Here is a 23,751-nt window from a genome sequence, read left to right on the forward strand (position 1 = left end):
ATTGCGACCGAGAAACGTCTGACTGCTACGGCTGAGGTTGCCCGAATGCGCGCCAACGCTACTCTTGTCTGCGGCCGACATGGATCAGAACGGCAGTCTCAAGCTCGCGCTTTATGCGCGCTGTCATTCCGGTTTCTCCTGCTATCGGGCAGCAAAAGCGGGATCACCTCAATCCAGAGCGATCTCTCACCAGGAATCTTTGTGGCGTGGAACGACGTGCCGGTAGACGCCGTAGCACCTGCCGTTTATGTCGGTGTAGCGCTCGACCGAGCCTCCAAGTTTCCTCGCGACCGCCCGAGAGGCGAGGTTCTCGTCAGCGATCAGGCTAATCGCCGTCGTCCAGCCAAGTTGGCTGAATGCAAAGCCGAGGACGGCGTTCATCGCTTCGGTCGCATAGCCCCGTCCCTGGAAACCGGGGAAAACGCCCCAGCCCAATTCAGGTTCCAGCTTGTCCACCGGACGCTGCGCCCCGCAGTAGCCCGCCATTTCCCCGGTCGCACTGTCCACGACAACGAAGAAGCCGAATCCGCGCAACTGCCAATGACCGATGAAATACAACATTCTGCGCCATGCATCCTCTCGCAGGATGGGCCCACCAACGAAGGCCATGTTGCCGGCATCGGCCCAGAACTGAGCGAAGGCCTCAAAGTCCTCCTCTCGCCACTGACGCAACATCAGCCGCTCCGTTTGGAGCGTTTTCACAATAATCCTCATTCAAGATGCTTTTTATGGCGGGCATATTTTGCCGCGTTGCCGCATGTGGCCATGTCGCACCAGCGGCGACGGCCAGGCTTTGACCTGTCCAAAAAGAACCAGCCGCAATTGGCGCCGGCACAGCGCTTGAGGCGGGGCGAGGTGAAATCTTCGCCGAGACGGATAAAGGCATCGGCCAACGTCATGGAAATGACGTCGAGTCCGGTATCACCCGCTCGAATGTGGATTCCTGTTAGCGGGTCGATCGCCAATTCGCAGCGGCTGTTAAAGCTTCGCCACATCCGCTCGACCACAGCAAGGTCGTTCGCCTGAGGGGCTGTACCCTCGACCCGCGTCGTCAGGAGCCCGTGCATGGCCAGACGTAATTCCTTGGCATTCGTCAGGGCGGTCGCCGCTGCGCGCGGTGACGCCTTTGCGAGTTCCTGAAGGTGATCTGCATCTGCCTGAGCGATGATGCCGCTGATCCGGGCCCAGTCCACCAGCGCGGCGTAGTCCGGGATCCAGTCCCTCGGTCGCGCATCCCATCCAGTCACCGTGTTGACAAAATCAATGGCCGGATGATCACCGACGAAGTCGCTTTCGCGGAATTGGTGCTGTTCGATCATTGGCTGTTTTCCGGTCATGCAGATTTCGCCCCATTCGTGGTGTGAACTCCCCGCCACGAATCTGCCGGAAGGCACCCACATAATCAACCGGTAAAATTCATATTACTGGCTGACAATGCGGTGTCACCAGTTAAGTTCAAAATACCGGTTGATAGGGCGGCATTACTGGTCACGTGTAGGCGGCATATCGTGGGATTCCTCGCTGCTGCAGCGTTCCAGCGAGGAGCCATTCTGAAATGATGGGAAGGAAGGTCATCATCTGCGCCCCGAGCAATCTTGGCCTGCCCCCCGAGGACGATGGCAAGGAGCCGCGGGTGTGGGAAGCGCCGCTCGTTTTGCTGGCAAAAGGGTGCAGACCGCGATTGGGGCGACAGGCGCCGAGTGGCTGCCTTGCCCCGAGTATCGGCTCGATGCAGAGGAAAATACGCGCATCCTCAATGGTCATGCGATCCGCAACCTCAGTCTTGACCCGGCGTGTCTCGTCGGTTCGCGACTCTTCGGCGGTGAATTCCCGGTCGTCGTCGGCGGAGACTGGACCATCCTGCTCGGTCGCCTCGCTGGTGCCAGCGCTTCTGGTCGTGTCGGTCTGCTCCATATCGATGGCCATAGCGACTTCTTTCATTCTGGAGACTACGATGCAGGAAGCCCGAGATGACTACGGTCGGTCTGGTTTCCCCGCCACAACGCAAAACCCATTCTGGGCCGTCACCATGCGCACATTCTTAAAGCCGGTGGCCTCGACCTTGTCCGTCAGTCCTTCGCGCGATTGGCCGGAATGGACAGAAAAGCCGAGGGCAATGTTCCCACCCGGCTTTAAGATTCTCCATATTTCCCGCAACCCTGCTGCGGTATCCGGCCAGACCTGCATCGAGTTGACCGCCAGCGCCTTGTCGAAGCTGGCGTCGGTGAAAGGCAAGTTCTCCACGGAACCCTGTCGCAGGTCGACACGACCCCTTCGGATAGCCGTGGCGCTTCTAGCGCGTGCTTGTTTGAGCATTTCCCTCGAGACGTCGATGCCCGCGATGTGGCCTTCCGCTGCAAGCGCCGACAATCGCTGAATAACAACGCCAGGTCCGAATCCCACTTCGAGAATGGCATCGGTTGGGCCAACATCGAGGAGGCTGCTGACCCAAGCGCCGAAATTCTCGTTTGTACGCGCCATGATGGCACCGCCCAATCGCCCGAGAATTCCTTGGGGGCGGCCAAACGCGCGCATCAAGAGCGCTTGCAGGACAGTCATCTCGGCGTCTCCTTTCGCTGAGACAAGAGACGATATTGTAAGATATCGCCCAGCGGACCGGCGTCGATGGCCCAGTAGCGGCCGCCGACGCGCGGGCGCTAGATTATGGAGCTTGCGCTTGCGTCTTTCCGGAACACAACATTCGGCTCCAGCTCCTTCAATCGGTAGCACTGCAGCGGCTAAACTGTTTCTTCGGACTCGCCGTCGATGCCTCGCCTGTCGTGCTCATCAACGTATTCACGCTCAATAAGGCGGACGAGCAGAGTTTCCTCCAAGCCTGGAAGGAATGGGCTGAAGAACCGAGGTGTCAACGATCTGATCGCCGTGGTCGGCGGGCTGAAGATGAGCGCCTGACAAATGCTTGATCGCAGCGGCAAGCTGCGATGTCGATAGGGTGTCGCTGCCGCCCGTCAGGCTGTTCCAGTCTCGCTCGATCACAGCCTTGGGGGAAAATTCTCCCCGTTCGGGTTTCGTTATCCCGAGTAATTGTTCGACGCTGGACAAATTGAGTTCGCCGCCTGATCCGGCCAAATCCATTATCTGCTGTGCAGCATCAGTAGCGTCGACCTCTTCTAGTTGGAGCGGGACCTGATCGCTTGAGACCGTTACGCTCGTTCCTCCAGGTTGTTGATTCTCCGGCTGAGCATTCATCAGGGCAAGCAACATCGACACACTAAATTGAACCGGAGTTGATTTCGCCGCGAAAGTCACCTGTTCGGCAGCTATCGCCGGGCTGCTCGGAACGTTTTGCCCAGTTGCATCAGGCTGAAACGATCGCTCTGGCTGTCGTGTGTTCGCCTTTGTGAGATTATGGCTGTACATGGGTGCAGTAATATTCATGGCAAGTCCCGTATTTCGTTTGACATCGTCTCCGGCAACGTGACGAAAACGAGCTATCTCGATGCCTGTCGGTTGCCGGTGTGAATTCCCCGGCACGAATCTGCCGGAAGGCACTCACAAAATCAACCGATAAAATCCATATTACTGGTTGACAGCGCGGTGTCGCCAGTTAAGTTCAAAATACCGGTTAAGGGGCGGCATTAATGGTCACGCGCAGGCAGCACATCGTAGGATTCCTCGCTGCTAAGGCGTTCCAGCGAGGAGCCATTCTGAAATGATGGGAAGCAAGATTATCATCTGCGCTCCGAGCAACCTTGGCCTGCGCCCCGAGGAAGGCGGCAGGGAGCCCGGAGCCTGGGAAGCGCCGCTCGTCCTGCTGTCGGAGGGGTTGCAGACCGTTATTCAAGCAACAGATGTCGAATGGCTGCCTCGTCCCGCGTATCGGTCCGATGCAGAGGAGAATACGCGCATCCGCAATGGTCATGCGATCCGCAGTTACAGCCTTGACCTAGCGCATCTCGTCCAGGCGCGCCTATCCGACGGCAAATTCCCGGTCGTTATCGGCGGAGACTGCAGCATCCTGCTCGGCTGTCTTGCGGGCGCTAGGGTCCTGGACCGCGTCGGACTGCTTCATATCGATGGCCATAGCGACTATTTCCATCCTGGGAATTACGATGTGCAGAGCCGCCTCGGTACCGTGGCGGGAATGGACCTCGCGCTCGCAACAGGGCGCGGGGAGAGACTGCTCACCGAATGGCCAGGGATCGACGGACCTCTCGTTCAGGACGAGGACGTGACGCAGATGGGTGAGCGTGAGGCTCTCAGCCCAGACTACGCCCAGCACTACGGGGACATTCGCGAAACAGCGATCAATCGGATCATTGTTCAGGATATGCTTCGAGAGGGAATGCTGGCGACCGCCAAAAGGGTCGCGGCATGGGCATCCCGTGGTGACCTTTCGCGCTATTGGCTGCATCTCGACGTGGACGTCCTTGCGGAAGCCGTCATGCCCGCGGTGGATTCGCCTGGGGAGCCGGGGCTGGATTTCGAACAGGTGGCCCGGCTCGTCTCCCTCCTGATACGCCATGTTCCGGTCATCGGCGTCGACGTCACGATATACGACCCCGACAAGGATCCTGACCGGCGTTATGCCGGGGCGATCGTGGAGTGCCTCGGCAAGGCATTGGGTTGACCGGGCCGTCTGCCCGAAAATGGCTGTGCCTTCCGGCGAAGGCGGACGATCACGTGAGATCAATTTGCACAGGAAAGTGGTGAGCCAATGGACACAGCGATCAACTCAAACCCCCGCAGCTTTCTCGAAGGTCTTGCGGCCGGCGGACCTGCCGCCGAATACGCTGACCAACTTATGCTTTACGGACAGTTCGTCGGCGACTGGTTGGCGGAAACAGTTGAATTCGCAGCGGACGGCGCTGTAACCCATTCCCAATGGGATATCCGGTTCGACTGGGTGCTCGAAGGGCGTGCGATTCAGGACCTTTGGATCACACCGGTCAGGAACGATACTGAGGTCCGCTGGTCCGAACCCGGGAACCGTTATTCGACGACCCTACGGGTCTACGATCCGAAAATCGACGCCTGGCACATCATCTGGATCAACCCTCCGGGCGGATACATCACTCGGCAGCTTGCTCGCAAGGTCGGTGACGAGATCATACAGTTGGCCGATGTCGATGCCTCCGGGTCGCTGACCCGGTGGGTTTACCGAGACATAACGCCAAACAGCTTTCGCTGGTGCAATGAACGTTCTGTCGACCAAGGCAAGAGCTGGCGGCTGGTGCAGGAGATGCGGGCGAAGCGGCAACGGTGACGAGCGGCATGACGCCGTGCTGACTCTCATCTGGAGCGCGCCGCTTGAGGCGGACAGCGTGAAGACGAGAAATTGACCGGAGACCCGGGCTTTCGAAGGATGGAAGGCATGGCCCGACACTGCACCCACAGTACCGATTTCAAGCGCCAGGTGGCGCAGGACTACATGGCTGGCGAGACGCTTCACAACCTTGCCCGCCGACACGACCTGTCGCGGAATCTGATCCGGATCTGGGTTCAGAAACATGAGGCTGGCGCCTTCGACGACGCGGCCGTCGCAGCCGATACGATCGAGGCCTACGAGGCGCGGATCGCGGCCCTGGAGCGACTGGTCGGCAAGCAAGCGCTGGAGATCGAGTACCTAAAGGAGGCTCTGAAGCACGAACACCGGCCGAGAAGCGCGACTACATTCGTCGTCACCGGCCCCGCTGCAACTCCGTCGCAGAATGATGCCGGCTGATGGGGATCGCGCGTTCGACCTACTACGACAAACCGGCCATCAACATCGACGACATTGGGCTCGTCGAGACGATGGTCTCCATCTCCGACAGCTTCGAGGTGTACGGCTACCGGCGCATGCGTGCGGCTTGCACCACCGCGGGCTTGTCGTGAATCACAAGAAGATCCGGCACCTGATGCGGGACCATGATCTGCCGATCTTCCCGAATCTGGCGAAGGACATGTCCCAGGACGGGCCGAACCAGCTCTGGGTGGCCGACATCACCTATGTCGCCATCGCCACCAGCTTCGTCTACGTCGCGCTGATCCTCGACGCATGGTCGCGCAGGGTCGTCGGCTACGCCAACAGCCGCTCGATCGAAGTCCGGCTAACGCTGGCCGCCCTGCGCACAGCCATTGAAAAGCAGGGACCGCCGCCCTGCTGTATCCACCACGCGGACCGTGGCTCGCAATACGCGGCTGGACGCTACCGGCAGGCCCTCGCTGAACATGGTCTCGTCGAATCGATGGGGCGCCGCGGCAATCCCTATGATAACGCCGAAGCCGAGAGCTTCATGAAAACCCTCAAGATCGAGGCCGTCTATCTCCGATGGCCTACGAGACGTTCGACGACGTCGCTACCGACCTTCCCCGCTTCATAGATCAGGTCTACAACGCAAGCCGCCTGCACTCCGCGCTCGGCTATCTCAGCTGGCAGCAGTTCGAGGATCAACACGCCCGGCTCACGGTCAAAACTGCAGCCTGATCCTGTCTACCAGCAGGGGCGCACTCTAATCAGTGAGCGCGAAGTGCCTCAATTTGATCCCCGGCTTCCAACCATTCTGGGGCATTCGTCTTAGCTTTTCAGCGTCAAAAGGTTGGCGTCACGCGCAACTCGCCAGCGGCCATCCCCTTCCTTGCGGAACAGCGTCAGGGTGTAGCCCGCACGCTGCACCGGCTCGCCGGCCGCGGGAGTGATGCTCAAGTTGATCCGGTTGCGCGTAAACGCCCAATCTCCCTGGATCTGAAGCTCTACGACGTCATTGATTCCGTCGATCTGCAGCCCCGCTGCACCGAGCTGGCTGGCGGTCGCTTCGAAAACCTCTCGCCCGAACGGATCCTGGCCGGGGACCATGAAGACCACGTCATTAGTCATAAGCGTGAGGACCGTGGCGATATCACCGGACTGGCTTGCCCGCATCCAAGTGGCAATGACTTGCCGGATCGCCTGTTCGTCTTCCTTCATTTCTTTCTCCATCCAAGCCACAGCCCCGGATTCAACAGCAACTTCGTGACAAGGTGAGCCCACTCAGCGCAGCCGAACTTCAAATTGAGACACGACCTTCTTCTGCGAACGCTGGCCGAACCAGATACCGCCGATTATCAGTATCATTCCTGAGCACTGGGCGGGCGAGAGGGTCTGGTCGAGAAAGACCCAGCCCAGCATGACCGCCGTCAACGGGCTCAGAAAGAGCAGGAAGGACACCACGGCCGGCTCCAATCGAGCAATCCCCCGCAGCCACAAGAAATAGGTTGCTGCCGCGCCGATTAGGCCGAGCCAGGTGAAGCCAAGTGCGTTGGCCGTAGTCAGGTCGGACGGAAACGGTTCCAGAGACAGCGCCACGGGCAACAGCAGCAGCCCACCGGCTGTCAGCTGCCAGGCGGTAAAGGTGAGCGCGGATACCGGTGGCTGCCACTTCCTGCTCAGAACCGTTCCGCAGGCCATAGACAGAGCGCCGCCAAGGCCGGCCGCGATCCCGATCGGATCGAGTCTCGCCGCCGGCGTCAGAACCAGAAGCGCCACGCCCGCAATTCCAACGAGAGCCGACGCTATAGCCGCCGGTCGCACCGGGTTGCCGAGGGCGAGACGCGCAAAGCCGATCACAATGAGCGGCTGGATGGCGCCAACCGTGGCGGCGACGCCGCCCGGCAACCGGTAGGCCGAGACGAACAATAGCCACCAGAAGACCGAAAAGTTGAATGCGCCGAGCAGAATACTGCGCCACAACCAGACCCCGCGCGGCAACGTCCGAACGATCACAAGCAGCGCAATGCCTGCCGGCAGCGCTCTCAGCATGGCGACGGTGAGTGGGATACCTGTGGGCAGCAACTCGGTGGTCACGACATATGTGCTGCCCCAGATGGCCGGCGCGATTGCCGTGGACAGAATATCGAATCCACGTATCGACGGCGCCTGCGGCACTACGGGATCAGCGACAGGGGCGGGATTGCTTTTCATGCGAACTCCAGGACTTCCTGTAGCGGCCGCCGCGGCTTCTGCGGCCAGTTGCCGGGCAAGGCTTTGCCGACCGTCATGAGCAGTACAGGAACCTCGTTCAGGCCTAGGCCGAACTCCTGCACGACCTTGTCGGGATCGAAGCCGACCATCGCGCCCGTTGCGAGGTTGTGGGCCGCCGCGGCGAACATCAAGGTCGCAGCCCCGAAGGTGGCTGATCGGACGGCCTCGTCGCGTTGCATACGGGCATTGCCTGTGTAAAGCGCATCCGCCCCCTTTACCCAAAGCGCCGACGTCGCTTCCGGCATGAACCCCGCTTCGACGGAATGGCAGAGCCTTTCCGCCAGCACGGAATGATCGGGCAACTGGCCGCAAATGATGAAAGTTGCCGACGCTTCGAGGACCTTTGGCTGACGGCCAGCGGCCTCCCACAATTTTTTCTTGGCATCAGGCGTCCGGACCGCGATGAAGCGCCAGTTCTGGAAATTGAATGCGGTCGGTGCAAGCGTAGCGAGCCGAATGATTTCGGACAGATCGCTATCTGGTAATACATGAGACGAATCGAAATAATTCGCCGAAATGCGCTTTTCGATCGTGTCAACAAGCAAGCGATGGCGGTTGTTTTCAGGTTCCATGAGAATATCCGCTTATGTGTTCTCGAAATAGACCGGACCTTACAGGTCACTTTTCCTCGGCTGCCTGGCTATTTCAGCGCCGTCGAGACGGCTCCGACGATTTCGGCGGCATCCGGAAAGTGCCCCTTGATGCGCTTGGCCACGACCTCACCATCGACGCGCACCTCGAAGATGCCGCCCTTTCCGGCCACAAGATTCGCGGTGACTGACAGGTGGCGGTGAAGCGCATCAGCCGCTTCGGCTGCTCGCTTTCCATATCCGCACGGATTGCAGTAGGTGATCGTGACGTCGTTCATTGTTTCCGTCCCTTTCTTCGATGTCGGACTGAGCTACAGGGGTGAGGCGTCGCATCAGAAGCGGCACCGCATGTGCTATTCGATGATTCCGTTCTCCCGATTGCGCACGGCCGGAACAACGAAGGAGCACAACATCGCGGACCGCATCCGGTTGAACCCGCGTTTGAGATAGAACTCTTCCTTGCCATGCCGGGCGTAGGGGATGATCCGCTTGTGATGCCGCACCCCTTGCTTCAGCGCTTCGAGGATGCGGGAGCCGAGACCGTTGCCCTGGAAATCGGGATGAACCGCCATGTCGCAGATGACGGCGCAGTCGACTTCGTCGCCAAAGGCGCGTCCGACGCCGACGAGCCTGTTGTGGTACAGCGCAAAGATGCGGTACTGGCTGTTGCGGAAAGCCTCGACGACGGCGGAGGCAGGCCGATCTCCAAGCCGCGCGGCGGCGTAAAGTCCGGCGAGTTGAGCCCCGTCGTGGAAGGATGAGACGAGTGCCACGTCGGTTTCAGCGCCGCTCATGATCTTGCTCATCCGCGTTCGCGCCACAAACATGCCTCTGCGGGACTTGCAGCGGCCGGCCTGTGTAGACGTCCTTGCTGTCGCCATAAGCTCTCACAACCGCGGCACGTGCGAGGATTGCCTCGAACCAGCGAAAGAGGTTTGGATAGTCCTGCAGGCGCTGACCATGTGCAGTGTGAGGAACGATCCACGGAAAACAGGCCATGTCAGCGATGGAATAGTCGCCGACAATGTAGGGTCGCTCAGCCAGGCGTCTGTCCAATACGCCGTAGAGCCGAGCGGTCTCGCTCCTGTAGCGCTCAATCGCATAGGGTACCTTCTCGTTCGCAAAGACGTTAAAATGACCGATCTGACCGGCCATCGGCCCCAAGCCCGCCATTTGCCAGAAGAGCCACTGAAGGACCTCGAAGCGGGCGTCCGGCTCGGCGGGCAGGAACATCCCGGTTTTCTCGGCGAGGTAGAGGAGGATTGCGCCTGACTCGAACACCGACACGGACCGATTACGTCCCGCCGGAGCGTGGTCGACAATGGCGGGGATGCGCCCGTTTGGAGATATCGCGAGGAACTCTGGCCGGCGCTGCTCTCCCTTGGAGAGGTTCACCGGCACGATTCGATAGGCGAGGCCCGCCTCCTCGAGGAAGAGGCGAACCTTGTGTCCGTTTGGCGTTGCCGTGTAGTGGAGGTCGATCATGCCAGGTCCCTTGTTCGTGTCGCGCTCCCGATTGGCGGAACGCCGCAGGCGCGGGCCCCATGGACCCGCGCGTCAACTCATCGGCGCACTCTGGCGACAGTCCGCTTGAATGCGGGCAGACGCCCTAGGCCGCGTCGCGCGTCTCGTTCGCTGCAATCCACTCGGCGACAGAACGGCCGATGGTTTCCGAGTGGTCTTCCTGCAGGTAGTGCGCCCCGGGCCCGAGCTGGATGAGCTGACAATCGTGGAGCTTTGCGGCAAACGCTTCGGCGAAGGCTGGGGAAACCAGAGCGCCCGGGTTCCCGGCGAAGAGCAGCTTGGGATAGCGCGAGCTCGCGAGGGCGAGATGTGCTTGCTCCAGCATTTCATTCACGTCCGCAGGCTCGCCGGCGATGGGCAGTTCGTTCGGAAGGCGCCAGGTAGGCTTTCGTGATTCCGGCGTGGCGAACGGAGCGCGATAGACCGCCATTTCCTCCTCGCCGAGCTTCCTGACGACCGAGCCCGGAAGGATGCGTTCGACAAACGCATTTCCCTCAATGATCATCCGCTCGCCTTCGCCCGGCGTGCGGAACTTGCGGAACGTCTCACGCGCCGCCTCTACCTGATGGAAATCATCCCAGCTCGGCATCGGCCGGATGAACTCCATGAAGGCGAGGCCGCGAACAAAATCAGGCCTGCGAGCCGCCAGATGAAAGGCGAGCGCCGTTCCCCAATCCTGTGCGACGAGATATGCGGAACCGATTCCCTGGGCTTCGATGAACACATCGAGATAGCGGGCGTGATCCGCAAAGCGGTAGTCGATGTCCGGTTTGCCCGATTGGCCGAAACCGATGAGGTCGGGAGCTATGCACCGGGCTACTGACGCCACGTGCGGCAGGATGTTCCGCCAGATGTAAGACGATGTCGGGTTGCCGTGCAGGAAGAGTACAACAGGTCCCTCCTGCGAACCTGCCTCCCGATAGGCCATGTGGGAATCGAGCACTGCGCGATGAGGAAGAGAGACGTCGAATTGCATGCGTTTGACCTTTGTTGACCTGTTTCGATTGCCAAGGCGAAGCTCAAGCGTTCAGCCTTGATCATCGTTATCTCGATATAATACGACCGTACGTATTGAGTCAAGAACCTGATTGCGTTCTGGATGGGCGATCAGGATGGTCGGGCGTTTCCGGGATTGGCGAACTCGTCGCCTCTTCGTGAGTATCGAATGACCGGCGTGCGTGGACAAAATAGGCGGCTTTTTCGACCTGGATCGGGAAACAAATGGAATCGGCCGTCGACCTTTCAGCGCGGAGATGCACCGTAGGTCAGAGAATCATGATGCCACACCCGCAATGCCCGACGGAAAAGGGTGGAACGGCAATCATCCCCAAAACCGGACCGTTCGCTGGAATCGCGGTTTGTGATGACCGCCGCGCAAATGGGGTCGTGTCCAATCCCGCATTGGTACGGGTTGCCGATTCCCCATCTGCGTGGCGCTGGCTTTTCGCCCTGCGTCGTCGACTTGGCCCGCTGCCGGTGATCCCACTCGGTGGGGTTGGCTCCGGCAGACGAAATCCAACCGGCAACAAGCCCAACGATTTCATCACGCTGCTCAAGAGGATTAGCGATACGAAGGATGCCGCGATCTGGCGCAGCCCACTCGATCTTGCCCGTCGGATCGATGAAAGCGAAATCCGCACTGTCTTGGATTTTCGCACCACGGTGGAAAATCAGATCCAGCCGGTCACCGGGATTGAACCGCATTGTGACGCGGTCCTGACCTTCCCAACAATAGCTCGGGGCGTTCCACTTGACTTATTCGGTGACCGCCGGAAACGCTTCGAGGATTGTCTGGCGCAATGCCCGGATCACCCCAATACGCTTGTGCGAAAGCTGTTCAGAAATTCATCGACAGTTCTTGTTTTCGTCATGCCAATTGCCCGTCTGCAGCATTATCCTGAATGCCGAATCCGGGCGAGATTCTCGTTGAGGAAGGCCTGTCTAGCTCCTGCCGAAAACGCGTGCTGGATGACTGTTGTGCTGAAAAGACGGCGCCCACAACAGATCATTCCATCAGCAGGGCCGCTGAGCTGATCAGAAACGCCATATCCTCAAGTCCGTCAAGAAAATCCCGCTATCGACAACAGCTTCGCGACATCGTTTACCTGCATTCCTTAAAGACTGTGGCAAAAACGATCTTCTTGAACCGCTCCAGCGCCGCCTCATTGCGCTCGACCTTCATGCGCATTATCGCACCTTCCCATGAAGACAGGAGGAAATCGGCGAGGTCTTCCGGAGTAAAGGTGGAATCAATTTCACCCGTCGACTGCGCTTCCCCGATACATTCCGCAAAACGGTCGCGCCATTCCAGGAATATCTCCGACAGACGTAACCGAAGCATCTCACTGAGCGGCGCGGCCTCGAGACTGAAGTCCCCGATCAAACATCCCCGTTCGAAATCATCCGCCTCCAGGCGGCCGGTGATGATGTCGAGATATCTTTTCAGCCGCTTGCGGGGTGTCAGAACTCTCATCGTCAAGTGCCAAGGAAACTAATCCTCGCACATGCTCGAAATAGCGGTCCAAGACTTCGCCGCTAAAGGCTTCCTTCGACCGGAAATGGTTGGTGAACGAGCCCTGAGGTACGCCTGCCTCGGCTACCACATCGCGTACGCTGGAGGCCGCGTAACCCTTGCGCAACATGACGCGAAGTCCGGCATCCAAGATATCTTCTTTAAGTGACTTTCTTGCCATTCCATGATAATGCGTTCGTCCGTATTGCTTGTCAATGGAGAACAAAGCTTGGAACTCGCAGACGGGCCGACGGGACAGTTCCCTGCGCCGGTTTGGCCCGAGTTGCGGCGATCTGTTTCGGAGTCCCAGCCACTGAAAACGCCAATCGAACTCGCTATTTGCGCTCCCGTCCGTGCTGCTGTCGTACAGCAGGACGCGTGCGCCGGCAGGGAAGACCTAAAGTATAGAGCACCATTGCGTCCTCGCACCTACCTACACTTCGCGGGAGCTCCTACAGAATGAGGTGGGTATCCGGTTCAATTCCGCCCGTGGCATTCCGGCACCTTCGCTACTTTGTCACTGCGGCCGAACACGGTAGTTTCCGCAAGGCTGCCGCGGCCCTGGGAATTCAAGAGTCAGCGGTCAGCCGAAGAATTCGTGATCTGGAAGATCATCTCGGAGCATCGCTCTTTCAGCGTCATAATAGTGGCGTGCTGCTGACCGTTGCAGGACAGCAGTTCCTGCGCTACGCGCGCAAGGCGCTTCAACAGCTCGGTCGGGGAACAATGGATGTGGCCGCAATTGGCAGGTGCGAGAACGGCAGCATTAAGATCGGCATCTTTTCCTCGCTCGCCTCGGGATTCCTTTGGGCGTTGCTGCGGGCATACGACAAGAAACATCCAAGGGTGCAGATTGAATTCATCGACGGCGATCCAGCGGATCATGTCTCCGCCGTTCGCCAGCTTCGGCTCGACGTAGCATTCATCACGGGCACGTCCGGCTGGACGGACTGCGAGACCGACCAGCTCTGGTCCGAACGGGTCTTTACGGTACTGCCCGAAGATCACCCGCTTTGCAGCCGGGAAGAGCTGGATTGGCATGATCTCGCCGGTGAACGGTTCATTGTCAGCGAGGCGGCGCCCGGTCCGGAGATCTATGATTATCTTGTCCAGCGCCTGGCTGGTCTCGGGCGCCATCCTGAAATCCACGCGCAGTATGTTGGGCGGGATAATCTTCTGTCGCTCGTAGCGATCGGGCGAGGGCTGACGCTGACGAGCGAAGCAACCACGGTTGCTCAATTTCCGGGCGTGTCTTACCGGCCAGTCGTCAACGAGGTTCTGCCGTTCTGCGCAGTATGGTCGCGGCGGAACGACAATCCCGCCTGCCGTAGCCTACTGAGCCTGGCACGGTCGATGGCGCAGGGGATGTGCTGAACCGGGATCAGGCTCGTGGCTTTGCGTCTCCCATAGTGTGCCTGGCCTTCGCAAAGCCCCGATCCGTCGCGATGAACTTCACCAGCATGGGGACGATCAGGCGGACGGGATCGGCCGATCGGCCGGACTCCCGCCCCAGAATCTCCGCATAGGCTGCCAGGTCACGATGCAGGCTTGCCGGCAGCTCGATCGTCACCTTCACCGGCTTGTCGTCTGCGATCGGACCAAGTTTCAGCTTTGGCACGTCAGCCTCCGTAGGGTTCGAGGACGAGATCGCGCGTGACGATGACGCGGACTGAGAAGCCCGGCCGGATCGTCAGCGTCGGCGCGATGTTGAGTTGGCGCTGCACGATCTGCTGGCCGGTTTGGTTGATACTGTCGGATGCACCGTTGCGAAGAGCGCGTATGATGTCGCTCTCATCGCCCGAAGATCCGGTCTGCGCACCGATGCTGAGCAATGTCGACAGGGCAGCCGCCTTGAACAGCTCGCCCCAGTGATAGTCGACGCCATCCTCGAGGCCGGCATAACCTTGTGCATCCGCGCCGGGTTGGCGTTCCAGCACGATCGAGCGGCCGTTCGGGAAGATCAGCCTGTTCCAGACCAGCAGGACGCGACGCTGCCCGACGCCGACGCCGTTGTCGTACTGACCGATGATGCGCGTGCCCTGCGGAACGAGCAGGATCTTGCCGGTCGGGCTGTCATATATGTTCTCCGTTACCTGGGCCGTGATCTGGCCAGGAAGGTCGGAGCGAATGCCGGTGATAAGCGCCGCCGCGATCACCGCGCCGGCTTGCAGGACATTTGCCGACGCCGGCACGGCCACACGATCGGGAGAGACCGTGCGCTTGTCGGGCGTCTGGTTGAGGAACGCGAGCTGGCGATCCTGGGCGGTCGGCGTCGCCGGTTGCGGCGCCAGGCCGAGGTTCGTCAAATCGGGCGTGGGGGTCGCGGCGGTCGCGGCAGGCCGCGACGAGGCGCTGCGCGTCTCGGTCGACGCGAACAGACGTGCCGTCCGCGCCGATTCCAGTTCCTGCAGCCGACGCTGCTCCTCGGCGCTGATGCCAGGATTGGGCGTCGCGATCGATGGCGGCGGCACGGCGTTTTGCGCATTGAGGATCGGCCGGCCGAGATCGCCCGGCAGCGGAGGGCCGAGCACCGGCCCGGTGTAGTCGCGCGGCAGGCTGTTCAGGCCATCCGGGGTTGCCCGGTTGTCGGTCGCGTAAAGCTCCTCGTTGCCCTTGCGCCCACCCTGAATTTGCAGGGCGTAGATCAACGCGCCGCCGATCCCGACGCTGGCGACCAGGCCGAGACCGGCCAGAACCTTGCGCGAAAGCCTCGTCACGCGCGGCGGCTCGGGGCGAAGGCGCATCGGCGCGGCTGGCTCGCCGGTCAGCGGCAGGGCGCCGTCCTCTCCGGGCGGCTCCAGTCCTTTTTCCTTTTCGGCTTCGATCTCGCTCATGACGCCGGCCTTCCGTCGGTGCGCGAGATCCGCACACGCTTCTGGTGGCGATCGGCGCCGAAGCGCAGCTCGGCGGCGGCGAACAAGCGGTCCACGATCATGTAGTTGCCGCGCACCCGATAGTTCACCAGTTCCGAGATGTCGCCCTCTGGGCCGACGACGAAGAGCGGCGGCATTTCGCCCTGGCCGATGCCGTGCGGGAATTCGATGAAGACCTGCTTGCCGTCGTCGAATGCGCGCAGCGGCCGCCAGGGCGCACGGTCGCCCGTCACCTCGTAGCGAAAGTTGACCCGCGAGAGATCGATGCCGGTCGAGATCGGCTGCGTGGCCTCTGCCTGCGCGTTCTGGCGACGCAGCGCGATAAGTTGGTCCTGCGGATACTGCCAGGAGACCGACGCCATGTAGGTCGAGGACGTCGAACGCAGCTCCATATAATAGGTGCGCAGGTTGGTGTTGATGACGAGGTTCGTCATCAGATCGGGCCGCGTCGGTTTGACAAGGATATGAACCTGCTTGGTCGCACCCGTGCCGCTTTCGGTATCGCCGATGATCCAGCGCACAGTGTCTCCGGCAGCGACCGGACCGGCACCGACGAGCTGTTCGCCGGGCTGGAGCGCGATGTCCGTGATCTGCCCGACGGCGGTATAGACCTGATAGAGCGCCCCTTGGGTGAAGGGGTAAACCTGCATGGAGTTGATGAAGCCGTTGCGCACCGGCTGCACGCGCGCCTGTGCATTGGCCTGATTGACGCGGGTGGCGGGATCGGCGGCCTCGGCCGGCTGGCGCGCTCCGTCCACTGGCTTCATCTGGCCAGCGAGCGGCAAGGGCCTTGGCAGCTCGACGATCCGAACCGGCGATGGCGGATCGACCGTCCGCACTGCCGGCGCGGCGTTGTCGTAGCTGATCTCGGGCGGTGGCGTGTTGGTCGCGCAGCCGGCCAGCGCGGACGTGCCGAGCAGCAAAAGCGCAAATGAGGATTTACGGAGAGCCGGCTTTCCGGCTGTGCGGAAGGCAGGCGTCATTGTCCAAGCTCCTTCGACCAGTTGATGGCGTTGACGTAGATTCCGAGCGGATTGGCTCGAAGCTTTTCTGCGTCGCGCGGCGTCTGCACGACGATGGTGAGGATGGCAGACCAGCGCTCGGTCGCGGCGAGCGAGCCATCCTGATAGCGGCGCTCGATCCATGCCACGCGGAAGGAATCCGGCGAGGCGCGGATGACGCTCGACACCTCGACGGCGACCTGCTGCTTCCCGACCTTGGTGAACGGGTCATTCGCCCGAGCATAGTCGTTGAGGGCGAGTGCGCCGCCTTGCGTGGTGAACTCGTAGGCGCGCAACCAGTTTTGCCGCACAATGATCGCATCAGCCGGGATCGAGCGGACCTGCTCGGTGAAGCGGGCGAGATGGAACGCAATCTGCGGATCGGACGGCCGATAGTCGGCAACGGCGGGGGCGACGGCCTGCGCCTGACCGAGCTTGTCGACCTGCACCACCCAGGGAACGATGGTGCCGCTGGCCGATTGCCAGACGAGGCTGCCCGACAGGCCGGCCGAAAGGGCCAGGCAGCCGAAGGCCATGTAGCGCCAGTTGCGGGCTTGCACGCGGGCGGAGCCGATACGGTCATCCCAGACCTGTGTGGCGCGTTGATAGGGCGTTTCGGGCTGTGGGGCTTTCCCGTAGTGGGTCGATGGTCGTTTGAAGAAGTTCATAGTCAGTCGCTTTCGGAGAGATTGACGGAGGAGCCGCCGCCGTGGCTGTCGCCGGATTTGACGGCATGGGCGGCGGCCTGGACGCCGTGGGCGAGTTGCTGCGAGCGTTTCATGCGCTTGGCCCAGGCAGGCGGGCCGTCGACGGCAGGAGCCAAGACGGCTGCCGGCGCGGATTCAGTCCCTCCGCCGTCGCTGCCGCCGCCGGAGATCTCGGTCGCCGCGCGGGAGCCGGCATCGAAGCTGGATTTGAGGCTGTCGGATGCGCGGGTCATGGCGCGCTTCAGCGGCGAGGCAGCGGCTTTCGTTCCGGTGCTCGCGACATTGCCGAGACCGGACGCGACACCCGACGCGCCGGACTGACCGGCAGCCCCGAGGCTGTAGGCGGTGGAAGCGCCGCCGGCGAACGCCGCGCTGCCGCGAGCTGCGGCGGCGGCGCCACTGGCGAGGGCCGCCCCGCCGGAGGCAACGGCGCCGACAGTCGCAGCGCCGGCCGCGACCATGCCGCCGGCTGCGACGCCTGTACCAACCGCGGCGCCAGCACCGAGCTGCGGACCACCGGATACAAGGCCGTTGGCAATGCCGGGGCCGAAGATGCCGAGCCCGAGAAGCGAAAGCGCAGCGAGCACGATCGCCATGGCGTCGTCGATGGTCGGCGTCTGGCCGCCGAAGCCTTGCGTGAACTGTGAGAACAAGGTGGAGCCGATGCCGATGATGACGGCGAGCACCAACACCTTGATGCCGGAGGAGATGACGTTGCCCAGCACGCGCTCGGCCATGAATGCCGACTTTCCGAACAGGCCGAAGGGGATCAGCACGAAGCCGGCGAGTGTCGTTAGCTTGAACTCGATCAAGGTGACGAAGAGCTGGACCGCCAGGATGAAGAACGCGAGCAGGATCAGCACCCATGCGAACAGCAGGCACGCGATCTGGATGAAGTTCTCAAAGAACGCGACCCAGCCCATGAGGTTGGAGATGGATTCGAGAAGCGGCCGCCCGGCGTCGAGGCCGGTCTGCGCGACCTTTCCAGGGCGAAGGAGGTCGGTGACAGAGAAGCCCGTTCCCGAGGCTTTCAGGCCGAGACCGGCGAAGCTCTCGAAGACAATCCGGGCAAGATTGTTCCAGTTGGAGATCAGATAGGCGAAGACGCCGACGAACAGCGTCTTCTTCACGAGGCGAGCGATGATGTCGTCATCGGCGCCCCAGCTCCAGAACAGGGCGGCTAGCGTCACATCGATGACGATGAGCGTGGTGGCGATGAAGGCGACTTCCCCGCCGAGCAGGCCGAAGCCTGAATCGATGTAACGGGTGAAGACGCCCAGAAAATTGTCGATGACGCCGGTGCCGCCCATGTCAGTGCGACCCCGGACGCGCGGGCTCCGCCTGCATGACCGGAGCGGTTTCCTTGACGATTGCGTCCGGCGCCGGCGCAGGCGCGATTGTCGCGGTTGGGGTCGGCGCGGCCGGTGCGGTCGGTGCGGCCGTCTGTGGCGCCTCCGGGTTCTGCCCCAGGAAGCGGTCACGATTGGCGGCCCAGAGCTTGAGGCAGGCAGGGTCGCGGATCGCGGCCTCGCCCATATCCCTGCATCCGCGGAGCTGGCGCTGCAGGGCAGTGGCATCGATGCCCGGCCGGAGAACCAGCGTGCGGACCTCCGGCTCCTCCTCTTTCGGGGTCATCTCAATGACGGTGGCGGTGATGGCGACGCCGACAAAGACGACGGCGCCGAGCCGGGCGAACATTTTGCCGTCCATGGCGATCGCCCCCCGCTTAGTTTCGGTTGTTGAACATCTGGGCGTTGCCGGGCTGGTAGCCCGCGCCCGGCGTCAGGAAGCGACGACGCTGCTCACGCCCCTGTTCGGCGGCGGCGGTGCGCTCGGCCTCGGTCAGCATTTGGGCCCGGCCGTTCGCCGCGACGACGGCGGTCAGATCGGCGAGCTGCTGGGCCTGTAGCGCGAGGAGTTGGTTGCCCGCCTGGGCGGCCTGCAGCGCGCCGGTCGCGCCCTGGCTCTGGCCGACGAGCGCCGACATCTGCGCGCGATTGGTGTCGATGTTGCCCACGACACCGGCCTGAACCCGCATCGCGTCCTGCAAGCCGCCGACCGTGTTCTGCCAGCGCGAACGCGCGTCGGAAACGAGTTGCTGATCACTCGCCGACATCGAGACGTTCCCGTATTTCAGCTGGAACATCTGGTCGATCTTCTGGACGTCGTAGGCGATGTTCTGCGCCTGGCTGAGGAGCTGCTGCGTCTTCTGGACGGATTGCTGCAACTGCTGGAGCGCGGAGAACGGCAGGCTGGTCAGATTGCGCGCCTGGTTGATCAGCATCTGCGCTTCGTTCTGGAGCGAGGTGATCTGATTGGTGATCTGCTCCAGCGCGCGAGCGGCCTGAAGAACGTTCTGTGCGTAGTTCGTAGGGTCGTAGACGATGATCGCGTGCGCGGGCGTTGCCAGCATGGGCGCGAGCGCGATCGGGGCAGTCAGCAACGCGGCAGCAAAACGCGCTGCGCGGGAATGGCGCAGTTTCATGTCAGTTCTCCTTGGTGGTGAGGGTGGGAACGAGATCCGCCGCCCAGCCGACGTCGCGGTGGTGCAGCCAGGCGGTGAGGAAGCCGTCGCGGCCATGCTCGGCGACGATGCGGGCGATGGCCGTCTGATCCGTCTTGGCGGATGCGGCGCAGAGCGCGAGCGCAACAGCGGACAGGCCGAGTTCGAAGAGGCGATTGCCGCGCCGCGACTGGCAGTAGTAATCGCGCTTGGGCATCGCGCGAGCGATGATCTCGATCTGGCGATCGTTGAGACCGAAACGGCGATAGATCGCGGTGATCTGCGGCTCGATCGCGCGCTCATTCGGCAGCAGGAGGCGGGTCTGGCAGCTTTCGATGATGGCCGGCGCGATCGCCGAGCCGTCGATGTCAGACAGCGATTGCGTGGCGAAGATGACGCTGGCGTTCTTTTTTCTGAGCGTCTTCAGCCACTCCCTGAGCTGGCCGGCGAATCCCCCGTCGTCGAGTGCAAGCCAGCCCTCGTCGATGATGATCAGCGTCGGCGAGCCATCGAGCCGGTCATCGATGCGATGGAAGAGATACGCGAGGACCGCGGGCGCAGCGCCGGTGCCGATCAGCCCTTCGGTCTCGAACGCCTGGACGGAGGCCGAGCCGAGAAATTCATGCTCGGCGTCGAGCAGCCGACCATAGGGGCCACCGACGCAATAGGGCCGGAGCGCCTGTTTCAAGTCGTTCGACTGGAGAAGCACGGCCAGGCCCGTAAGGGTACGCTCTTCGACCGGCGCGCTGGCGAGTGAGGTCAGCGCTGTCCAGAGGTGTTCCTTCACTTCCGGCGTGATGGTCACACCTTCGCGAATGAGGATTGCGACAAGCCAGTCGGCGGCCCAGGCACGCTCCGGCACATCATGGATGCGCGAGAGTGGCTGAAGGCTGACGCTGTCGGACGAGCCGTCGCTAAGATCGCCGCCGAGATCGTGCCAATCGCCGCCCATCGCCAGCGCGGCCGCGCGGATAGAGCCGCCGAAGTCGAACGCGACGACCTGCGAGCGTGCGTAGCGGCGAAACTGAAGCGCCATCAAGGCTAGCAGCACGGACTTGCCCGCGCCGGTCGGGCCGACGATCAGCGTGTGGCCGACATCGCCAACATGAATGGAAAGCCGGAACGGGGTCGAGCCTTCGGTCTTGCCGAAGAGCAGTGGGGGCGCTGCAAAATGCTCGTCCCGTTCCGGTCCCGCCCATACCGCCGAAAGCGGGATCATGTGGGCGAGATTGAGCGTGGAGATCGGCGGCTGCCGAACATTGGCGTAGACATGGCCCGGCAGAGAGCCGAGCCAGGCGTCAACCGCGTTGACAGTCTCCACCATGGCGGTGAAGTCGCGACCCTGGATGACCTTCTCGACCAGCCGCAACCTCTCGTCGGCGGCGCGGGGATCGGCGTCCCATACCGTCACCGTCGCGGTGACATAGGCCATGCCGGCATAGTCGGCGCCGAGTTCCTGCAGCGCCATGTCCGCGTCGGCGGCCTTGTTCGCGGCGTCGGTGTCAACGAGGACGGACGCCTCGTTGGTCATCACCTCCTTGAGGATCGCGGCGATCGACTTGCGCTTGGCGAACCATTGCCGCCGGATCTTGGTCAAGAGCTTGGTCGCGTCGGTCTTGTCGAGCAGGATCGCGCGCGTCGACCAGCGATAGGGAAACGCGAGGCGATTCAGTTCGTCGAGCAGACCGGGCGTCGTCGCGGTCGGAAACCCGGTGATAGTGAGGACGCGAACATGCTGTTCGCCAAGTCGTGGTTCGAGCCCGCCGGCGAGCGGCTGATCGGCGAGCAGCGCATCGAGATAAATAGGTGTCTCGGGAACGCGGACGCGATGGCGCTTGGTCGAAACGCAGCCGTGTAGATATGTCAGGGTCGCGGCGTCATCGAGCCAGCGGCACTCCGGCATGAAGGCTTCGACCAGGCGCAGGATGCGGTCGGTGCGATCGGCAAAGCCGGTCAGCGCCTCGCGCGGGTCGATACCCGACTTCTCGCGGCCCTCGTAGAGCCAGGTTTCCGCGCGCGCGGCGTCTTCGGCCGGAGGCAGCCAGGCGAAGGTCAGGAAGTAGCTGGATTCGAAGTGCGCGCCTGCTTCCTCGAAGTCGGCCTTTCGCTCGGCATCGACAAGGGCGGAGGCAACGTCGGGAAACTTGCTGTCGGGATAGCGGTTCGAGGGGTGGCGCTGGGCCTCGACGAAGATCGCCCAGCCGGAGCCGAGCCGGCGGAAGGCGTTGTTGAGGCGACCGATGACAGCAACCAGCTCGGCGGGTACAGCCGAATCCAGATCGGGTCCGCGGAATTGTGCGGTGCGCTGAAAGCTGCCGTCCTTGTTGAGGACTATGCCAGCGCCCACTAAGGCGACCCAAGGCAGGAAGTCAGCGAGCCGGCTGTTGCGATTGCGATATTCGGCGAGGTTCATCACGGCGACGCTCTCCCTCAGACCGCGAGATGGGCGGGGGTGCGCAGGTGGCGACGCACGACGTCGACGAAGAGCGGGTCGCGCTTCGCCGCCCAGACGGCCGCAACATGGCCGATCGCCCAAATCGCGATGCCGACGAGCCAAAGGCGCAGGCCGAGGCCGACGGCGCCCGCGAGCGTGCCGTTCATGATCGCGATGGCACGCGGGGCGCCGCCGAGCAGGATCGGCTCGGTCAGCGCCCGGTGGACCGCGACCGTGAAGCCCGGCACTTCGCCGGTCTGATCCACGACACCCGCCATCAGACGAGCGCTCCGCCGCCGAACGAGAAGAACGACAGGAAGAAGCTCGACGCGGCGAACGCGATCGAGAGGCCGAAGACGATCTGGATGAGCCGGCGGAAACCGCCCGAGGTATCGCCGAAGGCCAGCGTCAGACCGGTGACGATGATGATGATCACCGCGATGATCTTCGCGACCGGACCTTCGATCGACTGGAGAATCTGCTGGAGCGGCTGTTCCCACGGCATGGAGGAGCCGGAAGCGTGGGCGGCGGGAGCCATCGCGACGCTGAGGACCATCGCCGACGCTGTCATCATAAGGCGGCGAGGCAATATGCGGGCATGCGAGATCATGCGGATTCTCCTTCGTTTGGGGTCGTGGTGATTGGGGTGACGCGGTAGTCGCCGTCAGAGCCGAGACCCTCGACACGGGCGAGTTCGGCGAGGCGGCGCGCGGAGCCGCGGCCGGACAGGACGGCGACGAGATCGATCGTCTCGGCGATCAGCGCGCGGGGGACAGTGACGACAGCTTCCTGGATGAGCTGTTCGAGGCGACGCAGCGCGCCGATGGCGCTGCCGGCGTGGATGGTGCCGACACCGCCGGGATGGCCGGTGCCCCAGGCCTTCAGCAGGTCGAGCGCTTCCGCGCCGCGCACTTCGCCGACCGGAATGCGGTCGGGGCGAAGGCGCAACGACGAGCGCACGAGATCGGAGAGTGACGCGACGCCATCCTTCGTCCGCAGGGCGACGAGGTTCGGCGCGGCGCATTGCAGCTCGCGCGTGTCCTCGATGATCACGACGCGATCGGCTGTCTTCGCGACCTCGGCGAGCAGCGCGTTTGTGAGTGTGGTCTTGCCGGTCGATGTTCCGCCGGCGACGAGGATGTTGGTCCGCGAGGCGACGCCCTGGCGGAGCGCGACGGCCTGCTCGGCCGACATGATGCCGGCCGCGACATAGTCGTCGAGCGTGAACACTGCGACGGCGGGTTTGCGAATCGCGAAGGCGGGTGCGGCGACGACGGGCGGCAACAACCCCTCGAACCGCTCTCCCGTTTCAGGCAGCTCGGCCGAGACGCGCGGTGCGCCAGCATGGACCTCGGCGCCGACGTGATGGGCGACCAGGCGAACGATGCGCTCGCCGTCCGCCGCCGACAGTCGCTCTCCCGTATCGGACAGGCCTTCGGAGAGGCGGTCGATCCAGAGCCGGCCATCGGGATTCAGCATCACCTCGACGATGCTGGCGTCGTCGAGATAACGCGCGATGGCGGGTCCAAGCGCGGTGCGCAGCATCCGCGCGCCGCGCGCGAAACCTTCCGAATTTTGGTGAGACGCCGCCATGAAACCCCGATTCAAACGGGGTTGAGACAGACCTTCCCCGGACGGGGATGA

30 protein-coding genes and 1 pseudogene are annotated in these 23,751 nt (G+C 62.4%); 8 read left to right on the plus strand and 23 right to left on the minus strand.

Features of this window, described 5'->3' with window-relative positions; genetic code table 11:
* Positions 1–186: 186 nt before the first annotated feature.
* Together ACI7BZ_RS10445 and ACI7BZ_RS10450 are read right to left on the minus strand one after the other, a co-directional pair.
* Positions 187–702 carry a GNAT family N-acetyltransferase gene (locus tag ACI7BZ_RS10445; RefSeq protein WP_414117097.1) on the minus strand — a complete coding sequence of 172 codons (516 nt, stop codon included), beginning with the start codon at positions 700–702 and terminating at the stop codon, positions 187–189.
* An 8-nt stretch (positions 703–710) separates the two neighbouring features.
* Entirely contained in the window at positions 711–1,319 is a 609-nt protein-coding gene (locus ACI7BZ_RS10450) for a CGNR zinc finger domain-containing protein (RefSeq protein ID WP_414117098.1), read from the minus strand.
* Positions 1,320–1,668: 349 nt separating this feature from the next.
* Here ACI7BZ_RS10450 and ACI7BZ_RS10455 point away from each other — a divergent pair, with 349 nt between their 5' ends.
* Positions 1,669–1,974, plus strand: coding sequence for an arginase family protein (locus tag ACI7BZ_RS10455; RefSeq protein WP_414119139.1), 306 nt, complete (start codon positions 1,669–1,671; stop codon positions 1,972–1,974).
* On the opposite strand, the gene ACI7BZ_RS10460 is transcribed toward ACI7BZ_RS10455, so the two are convergent.
* Complete coding sequence (locus ACI7BZ_RS10460) at positions 1,975–2,559, minus strand: class I SAM-dependent methyltransferase (protein ID WP_414117099.1); 585 nt, start codon at positions 2,557–2,559, stop codon at positions 1,975–1,977.
* 243 nt (positions 2,560–2,802) lie between these two features.
* Positions 2,803–3,399, minus strand: a complete 597-nt coding sequence (locus ACI7BZ_RS10465) for a hypothetical protein (protein WP_414117100.1) — start codon at positions 3,397–3,399, stop codon at positions 2,803–2,805.
* Positions 3,400–3,673: 274 nt separating this feature from the next.
* Here ACI7BZ_RS10465 and ACI7BZ_RS10470 point away from each other — a divergent pair, with 274 nt between their 5' ends.
* The 5 genes from ACI7BZ_RS10470 to ACI7BZ_RS10490 all read left to right on the plus strand — a co-directional run bounded on the left by ACI7BZ_RS10470 (position 3,674) and on the right by ACI7BZ_RS10490 (position 6,326).
* On the plus strand, positions 3,674–4,591 hold the full coding sequence (locus tag ACI7BZ_RS10470) for an arginase family protein (protein ID WP_414117101.1): 918 nt from the start codon (positions 3,674–3,676) through the stop codon (positions 4,589–4,591).
* An 87-nt stretch (positions 4,592–4,678) separates the two neighbouring features.
* Entirely contained in the window at positions 4,679–5,227 is a 549-nt protein-coding gene (locus ACI7BZ_RS10475) for a hypothetical protein (protein WP_414117102.1), read from the plus strand.
* Between the two features lie 108 nt (positions 5,228–5,335).
* Positions 5,336–5,686 (plus strand): transposase, encoded by a 351-nt coding sequence (locus ACI7BZ_RS10480; protein WP_414117103.1) that lies wholly within the window; start codon positions 5,336–5,338, stop codon positions 5,684–5,686.
* A complete protein-coding gene (locus ACI7BZ_RS10485) occupies positions 5,686–5,838 on the plus strand; it encodes a hypothetical protein (protein ID WP_414117104.1) in 153 nt (50 codons plus the stop codon). The genes ACI7BZ_RS10480 and ACI7BZ_RS10485 overlap by 1 nt, the downstream gene beginning before the upstream one ends.
* Positions 5,835–6,326, plus strand: a complete 492-nt coding sequence (locus ACI7BZ_RS10490) for an IS3 family transposase (RefSeq protein WP_414117105.1) — start codon at positions 5,835–5,837, stop codon at positions 6,324–6,326. The genes ACI7BZ_RS10485 and ACI7BZ_RS10490 overlap by 4 nt, the downstream gene beginning before the upstream one ends.
* Before the next feature lie 194 nt (positions 6,327–6,520).
* Here ACI7BZ_RS10490 and ACI7BZ_RS10495 read toward each other — a convergent pair whose 3' ends face one another.
* The 7 genes from ACI7BZ_RS10495 to ACI7BZ_RS10525 form a co-directional block, all read right to left on the minus strand.
* The gene (locus tag ACI7BZ_RS10495) at positions 6,521–6,910 is read right to left on the minus strand and encodes a YybH family protein (protein WP_414117106.1); all 390 of its coding nucleotides are present in this window, start codon (positions 6,908–6,910) and stop codon (positions 6,521–6,523) included.
* A gap of 63 nt (positions 6,911–6,973) precedes the next feature.
* The gene (locus ACI7BZ_RS10500) at positions 6,974–7,903 is read right to left on the minus strand and encodes an EamA family transporter (protein WP_414117107.1); all 930 of its coding nucleotides are present in this window, start codon (positions 7,901–7,903) and stop codon (positions 6,974–6,976) included.
* Positions 7,900–8,535 (minus strand): nitroreductase family protein, encoded by a 636-nt coding sequence (locus ACI7BZ_RS10505; protein ID WP_414117108.1) that lies wholly within the window; start codon positions 8,533–8,535, stop codon positions 7,900–7,902. The genes ACI7BZ_RS10500 and ACI7BZ_RS10505 overlap by 4 nt, the downstream gene beginning before the upstream one ends.
* 68 nt (positions 8,536–8,603) lie before the next feature.
* On the minus strand, positions 8,604–8,831 hold the full coding sequence (locus tag ACI7BZ_RS10510; protein ID WP_414117109.1) for a SelT/SelW/SelH family protein: 228 nt from the start codon (positions 8,829–8,831) through the stop codon (positions 8,604–8,606).
* A gap of 75 nt (positions 8,832–8,906) precedes the next feature.
* Positions 8,907–9,359 (minus strand): GNAT family N-acetyltransferase, encoded by a 453-nt coding sequence (locus ACI7BZ_RS10515; protein ID WP_414117110.1) that lies wholly within the window; start codon positions 9,357–9,359, stop codon positions 8,907–8,909.
* Positions 9,334–10,038, minus strand: a complete 705-nt coding sequence (locus ACI7BZ_RS10520; RefSeq protein ID WP_414117111.1) for a glutathione S-transferase N-terminal domain-containing protein — start codon at positions 10,036–10,038, stop codon at positions 9,334–9,336. Before ACI7BZ_RS10520 ends, ACI7BZ_RS10515 begins: the two co-directional genes overlap by 26 nt.
* A gap of 124 nt (positions 10,039–10,162) precedes the next feature.
* Positions 10,163–11,053, minus strand: coding sequence for a haloalkane dehalogenase (locus ACI7BZ_RS10525; RefSeq protein ID WP_414117112.1), 891 nt, complete (start codon positions 11,051–11,053; stop codon positions 10,163–10,165).
* 245 nt (positions 11,054–11,298) lie between these two features.
* Between ACI7BZ_RS10525 and ACI7BZ_RS10530 the strand changes: the two genes are divergently transcribed.
* Positions 11,299–12,111, plus strand: a complete 813-nt coding sequence (locus tag ACI7BZ_RS10530) for a hypothetical protein (protein WP_414117113.1) — start codon at positions 11,299–11,301, stop codon at positions 12,109–12,111.
* 67 nt (positions 12,112–12,178) lie between these two features.
* Here ACI7BZ_RS10530 and ACI7BZ_RS10535 read toward each other — a convergent pair.
* Positions 12,179–12,770: pseudogene (locus ACI7BZ_RS10535) on the minus strand (TetR/AcrR family transcriptional regulator).
* Positions 12,771–13,048: 278 nt separating this feature from the next.
* Between ACI7BZ_RS10535 and ACI7BZ_RS10540 the strand changes: the two are divergent.
* Positions 13,049–13,963 (plus strand): LysR family transcriptional regulator, encoded by a 915-nt coding sequence (locus ACI7BZ_RS10540; RefSeq protein WP_414117114.1) that lies wholly within the window; start codon positions 13,049–13,051, stop codon positions 13,961–13,963.
* A 7-nt stretch (positions 13,964–13,970) separates the two neighbouring features.
* Here the strand turns inward: ACI7BZ_RS10540 and ACI7BZ_RS10545 are convergent, their stop codons facing one another.
* From ACI7BZ_RS10545 to trbB, 11 genes are read right to left on the minus strand one after another with little or no spacing between them, the layout of a single operon-like run.
* Positions 13,971–14,207 (minus strand): DUF2274 domain-containing protein, encoded by a 237-nt coding sequence (locus tag ACI7BZ_RS10545; protein WP_414117115.1) that lies wholly within the window; start codon positions 14,205–14,207, stop codon positions 13,971–13,973.
* 1 nt (position 14,208) lies between these two features.
* Positions 14,209–15,423, minus strand: coding sequence for a TraB/TrbI/VirB10 family type IV secretion system protein (locus ACI7BZ_RS10550; RefSeq protein WP_414117116.1), 1,215 nt, complete (start codon positions 15,421–15,423; stop codon positions 14,209–14,211).
* On the minus strand, positions 15,420–16,445 hold the full coding sequence (trbG, locus tag ACI7BZ_RS10555; RefSeq protein ID WP_414117117.1) for a P-type conjugative transfer protein TrbG: 1,026 nt from the start codon (positions 16,443–16,445) through the stop codon (positions 15,420–15,422). Before trbG ends, ACI7BZ_RS10550 begins: the two co-directional genes overlap by 4 nt.
* A complete protein-coding gene (gene trbF / locus ACI7BZ_RS10560) occupies positions 16,442–17,131 on the minus strand; it encodes a conjugal transfer protein TrbF (protein WP_414117118.1) in 690 nt (229 codons plus the stop codon). The genes trbG and trbF overlap by 4 nt, the downstream gene beginning before the upstream one ends.
* 2 nt (positions 17,132–17,133) lie before the next feature.
* The gene (gene trbL, locus ACI7BZ_RS10565) at positions 17,134–18,480 is read right to left on the minus strand and encodes a P-type conjugative transfer protein TrbL (RefSeq protein WP_414117120.1); all 1,347 of its coding nucleotides are present in this window, start codon (positions 18,478–18,480) and stop codon (positions 17,134–17,136) included.
* 1 nt (position 18,481) lies between these two features.
* The gene (gene trbK-alt / locus ACI7BZ_RS10570) at positions 18,482–18,880 is read right to left on the minus strand and encodes a putative entry exclusion protein TrbK-alt (RefSeq protein ID WP_414117121.1); all 399 of its coding nucleotides are present in this window, start codon (positions 18,878–18,880) and stop codon (positions 18,482–18,484) included.
* Positions 18,881–18,896: 16 nt separating this feature from the next.
* Positions 18,897–19,655, minus strand: a complete 759-nt coding sequence (gene trbJ, locus ACI7BZ_RS10575; RefSeq protein WP_414117122.1) for a P-type conjugative transfer protein TrbJ — start codon at positions 19,653–19,655, stop codon at positions 18,897–18,899.
* A gap of 1 nt (position 19,656) precedes the next feature.
* The gene (trbE, locus tag ACI7BZ_RS10580; protein ID WP_414117123.1) at positions 19,657–22,089 is read right to left on the minus strand and encodes a conjugal transfer protein TrbE; all 2,433 of its coding nucleotides are present in this window, start codon (positions 22,087–22,089) and stop codon (positions 19,657–19,659) included.
* A gap of 14 nt (positions 22,090–22,103) precedes the next feature.
* Positions 22,104–22,385 (minus strand): VirB3 family type IV secretion system protein, encoded by a 282-nt coding sequence (locus ACI7BZ_RS10585; RefSeq protein WP_414117124.1) that lies wholly within the window; start codon positions 22,383–22,385, stop codon positions 22,104–22,106.
* The gene (locus ACI7BZ_RS10590; protein WP_414117125.1) at positions 22,385–22,717 is read right to left on the minus strand and encodes a TrbC/VirB2 family type IV secretion system protein; all 333 of its coding nucleotides are present in this window, start codon (positions 22,715–22,717) and stop codon (positions 22,385–22,387) included. The genes ACI7BZ_RS10585 and ACI7BZ_RS10590 overlap by 1 nt, the downstream gene beginning before the upstream one ends.
* Positions 22,714–23,700, minus strand: a complete 987-nt coding sequence (gene trbB / locus ACI7BZ_RS10595; RefSeq protein WP_414117126.1) for a P-type conjugative transfer ATPase TrbB — start codon at positions 23,698–23,700, stop codon at positions 22,714–22,716. The genes ACI7BZ_RS10590 and trbB overlap by 4 nt, the downstream gene beginning before the upstream one ends.
* Positions 23,701–23,751 lie beyond the last annotated feature (51 nt).

The organism is Xanthobacter sp. AM11 (genome assembly GCF_047444035.1).
GTDB lineage: Bacteria > Pseudomonadota > Alphaproteobacteria > Rhizobiales > Xanthobacteraceae > Xanthobacter.

Excerpts from the sequence above, each read along its gene's own strand:
- ACI7BZ_RS10450 (WP_414117098.1), bottom strand. The coding sequence starts at position 1,319 with ATGATCGAACAGCACCAATTCCGCGAAAGCGACTTCGTCGGTGATCAT.
- ACI7BZ_RS10460 (WP_414117099.1), bottom strand. The coding sequence starts at position 2,559 with ATGACTGTCCTGCAAGCGCTCTTGATGCGCGCGTTTGGCCGCCCCCAA.
- ACI7BZ_RS10465 (WP_414117100.1), bottom strand. The coding sequence starts at position 3,399 with ATGAATATTACTGCACCCATGTACAGCCATAATCTCACAAAGGCGAAC.
- ACI7BZ_RS10470 (WP_414117101.1), top strand. The coding sequence starts at position 3,674 with ATGATGGGAAGCAAGATTATCATCTGCGCTCCGAGCAACCTTGGCCTG.
- ACI7BZ_RS10475 (WP_414117102.1), top strand. The coding sequence starts at position 4,679 with ATGGACACAGCGATCAACTCAAACCCCCGCAGCTTTCTCGAAGGTCTT.
- ACI7BZ_RS10480 (WP_414117103.1), top strand. The coding sequence starts at position 5,336 with ATGGCCCGACACTGCACCCACAGTACCGATTTCAAGCGCCAGGTGGCG.
- ACI7BZ_RS10485 (WP_414117104.1), top strand. The coding sequence starts at position 5,686 with ATGGGGATCGCGCGTTCGACCTACTACGACAAACCGGCCATCAACATC.
- ACI7BZ_RS10495 (WP_414117106.1), bottom strand. The coding sequence starts at position 6,910 with ATGAAGGAAGACGAACAGGCGATCCGGCAAGTCATTGCCACTTGGATG.
- ACI7BZ_RS10500 (WP_414117107.1), bottom strand. The coding sequence starts at position 7,903 with ATGAAAAGCAATCCCGCCCCTGTCGCTGATCCCGTAGTGCCGCAGGCG.
- ACI7BZ_RS10505 (WP_414117108.1), bottom strand. The coding sequence starts at position 8,535 with ATGGAACCTGAAAACAACCGCCATCGCTTGCTTGTTGACACGATCGAA.
- ACI7BZ_RS10510 (WP_414117109.1), bottom strand. The coding sequence starts at position 8,831 with ATGAACGACGTCACGATCACCTACTGCAATCCGTGCGGATATGGAAAG.
- ACI7BZ_RS10515 (WP_414117110.1), bottom strand. The coding sequence starts at position 9,359 with ATGAGCAAGATCATGAGCGGCGCTGAAACCGACGTGGCACTCGTCTCA.
- ACI7BZ_RS10520 (WP_414117111.1), bottom strand. The coding sequence starts at position 10,038 with ATGATCGACCTCCACTACACGGCAACGCCAAACGGACACAAGGTTCGC.
- ACI7BZ_RS10525 (WP_414117112.1), bottom strand. The coding sequence starts at position 11,053 with ATGCAATTCGACGTCTCTCTTCCTCATCGCGCAGTGCTCGATTCCCAC.
- ACI7BZ_RS10530 (WP_414117113.1), top strand. The coding sequence starts at position 11,299 with ATGGAATCGGCCGTCGACCTTTCAGCGCGGAGATGCACCGTAGGTCAG.
- ACI7BZ_RS10540 (WP_414117114.1), top strand. The coding sequence starts at position 13,049 with ATGAGGTGGGTATCCGGTTCAATTCCGCCCGTGGCATTCCGGCACCTT.
- ACI7BZ_RS10550 (WP_414117116.1), bottom strand. The coding sequence starts at position 15,423 with ATGAGCGAGATCGAAGCCGAAAAGGAAAAAGGACTGGAGCCGCCCGGA.
- trbG (WP_414117117.1), bottom strand. The coding sequence starts at position 16,445 with ATGACGCCTGCCTTCCGCACAGCCGGAAAGCCGGCTCTCCGTAAATCC.
- trbF (WP_414117118.1), bottom strand. The coding sequence starts at position 17,131 with ATGAACTTCTTCAAACGACCATCGACCCACTACGGGAAAGCCCCACAG.
- trbL (WP_414117120.1), bottom strand. The coding sequence starts at position 18,480 with ATGGGCGGCACCGGCGTCATCGACAATTTTCTGGGCGTCTTCACCCGT.
- trbK-alt (WP_414117121.1), bottom strand. The coding sequence starts at position 18,880 with ATGGACGGCAAAATGTTCGCCCGGCTCGGCGCCGTCGTCTTTGTCGGC.
- trbJ (WP_414117122.1), bottom strand. The coding sequence starts at position 19,655 with ATGAAACTGCGCCATTCCCGCGCAGCGCGTTTTGCTGCCGCGTTGCTG.
- ACI7BZ_RS10585 (WP_414117124.1), bottom strand. The coding sequence starts at position 22,385 with ATGGCGGGTGTCGTGGATCAGACCGGCGAAGTGCCGGGCTTCACGGTC.
- ACI7BZ_RS10590 (WP_414117125.1), bottom strand. The coding sequence starts at position 22,717 with ATGATCTCGCATGCCCGCATATTGCCTCGCCGCCTTATGATGACAGCG.
- trbB (WP_414117126.1), bottom strand. The coding sequence starts at position 23,700 with ATGGCGGCGTCTCACCAAAATTCGGAAGGTTTCGCGCGCGGCGCGCGG.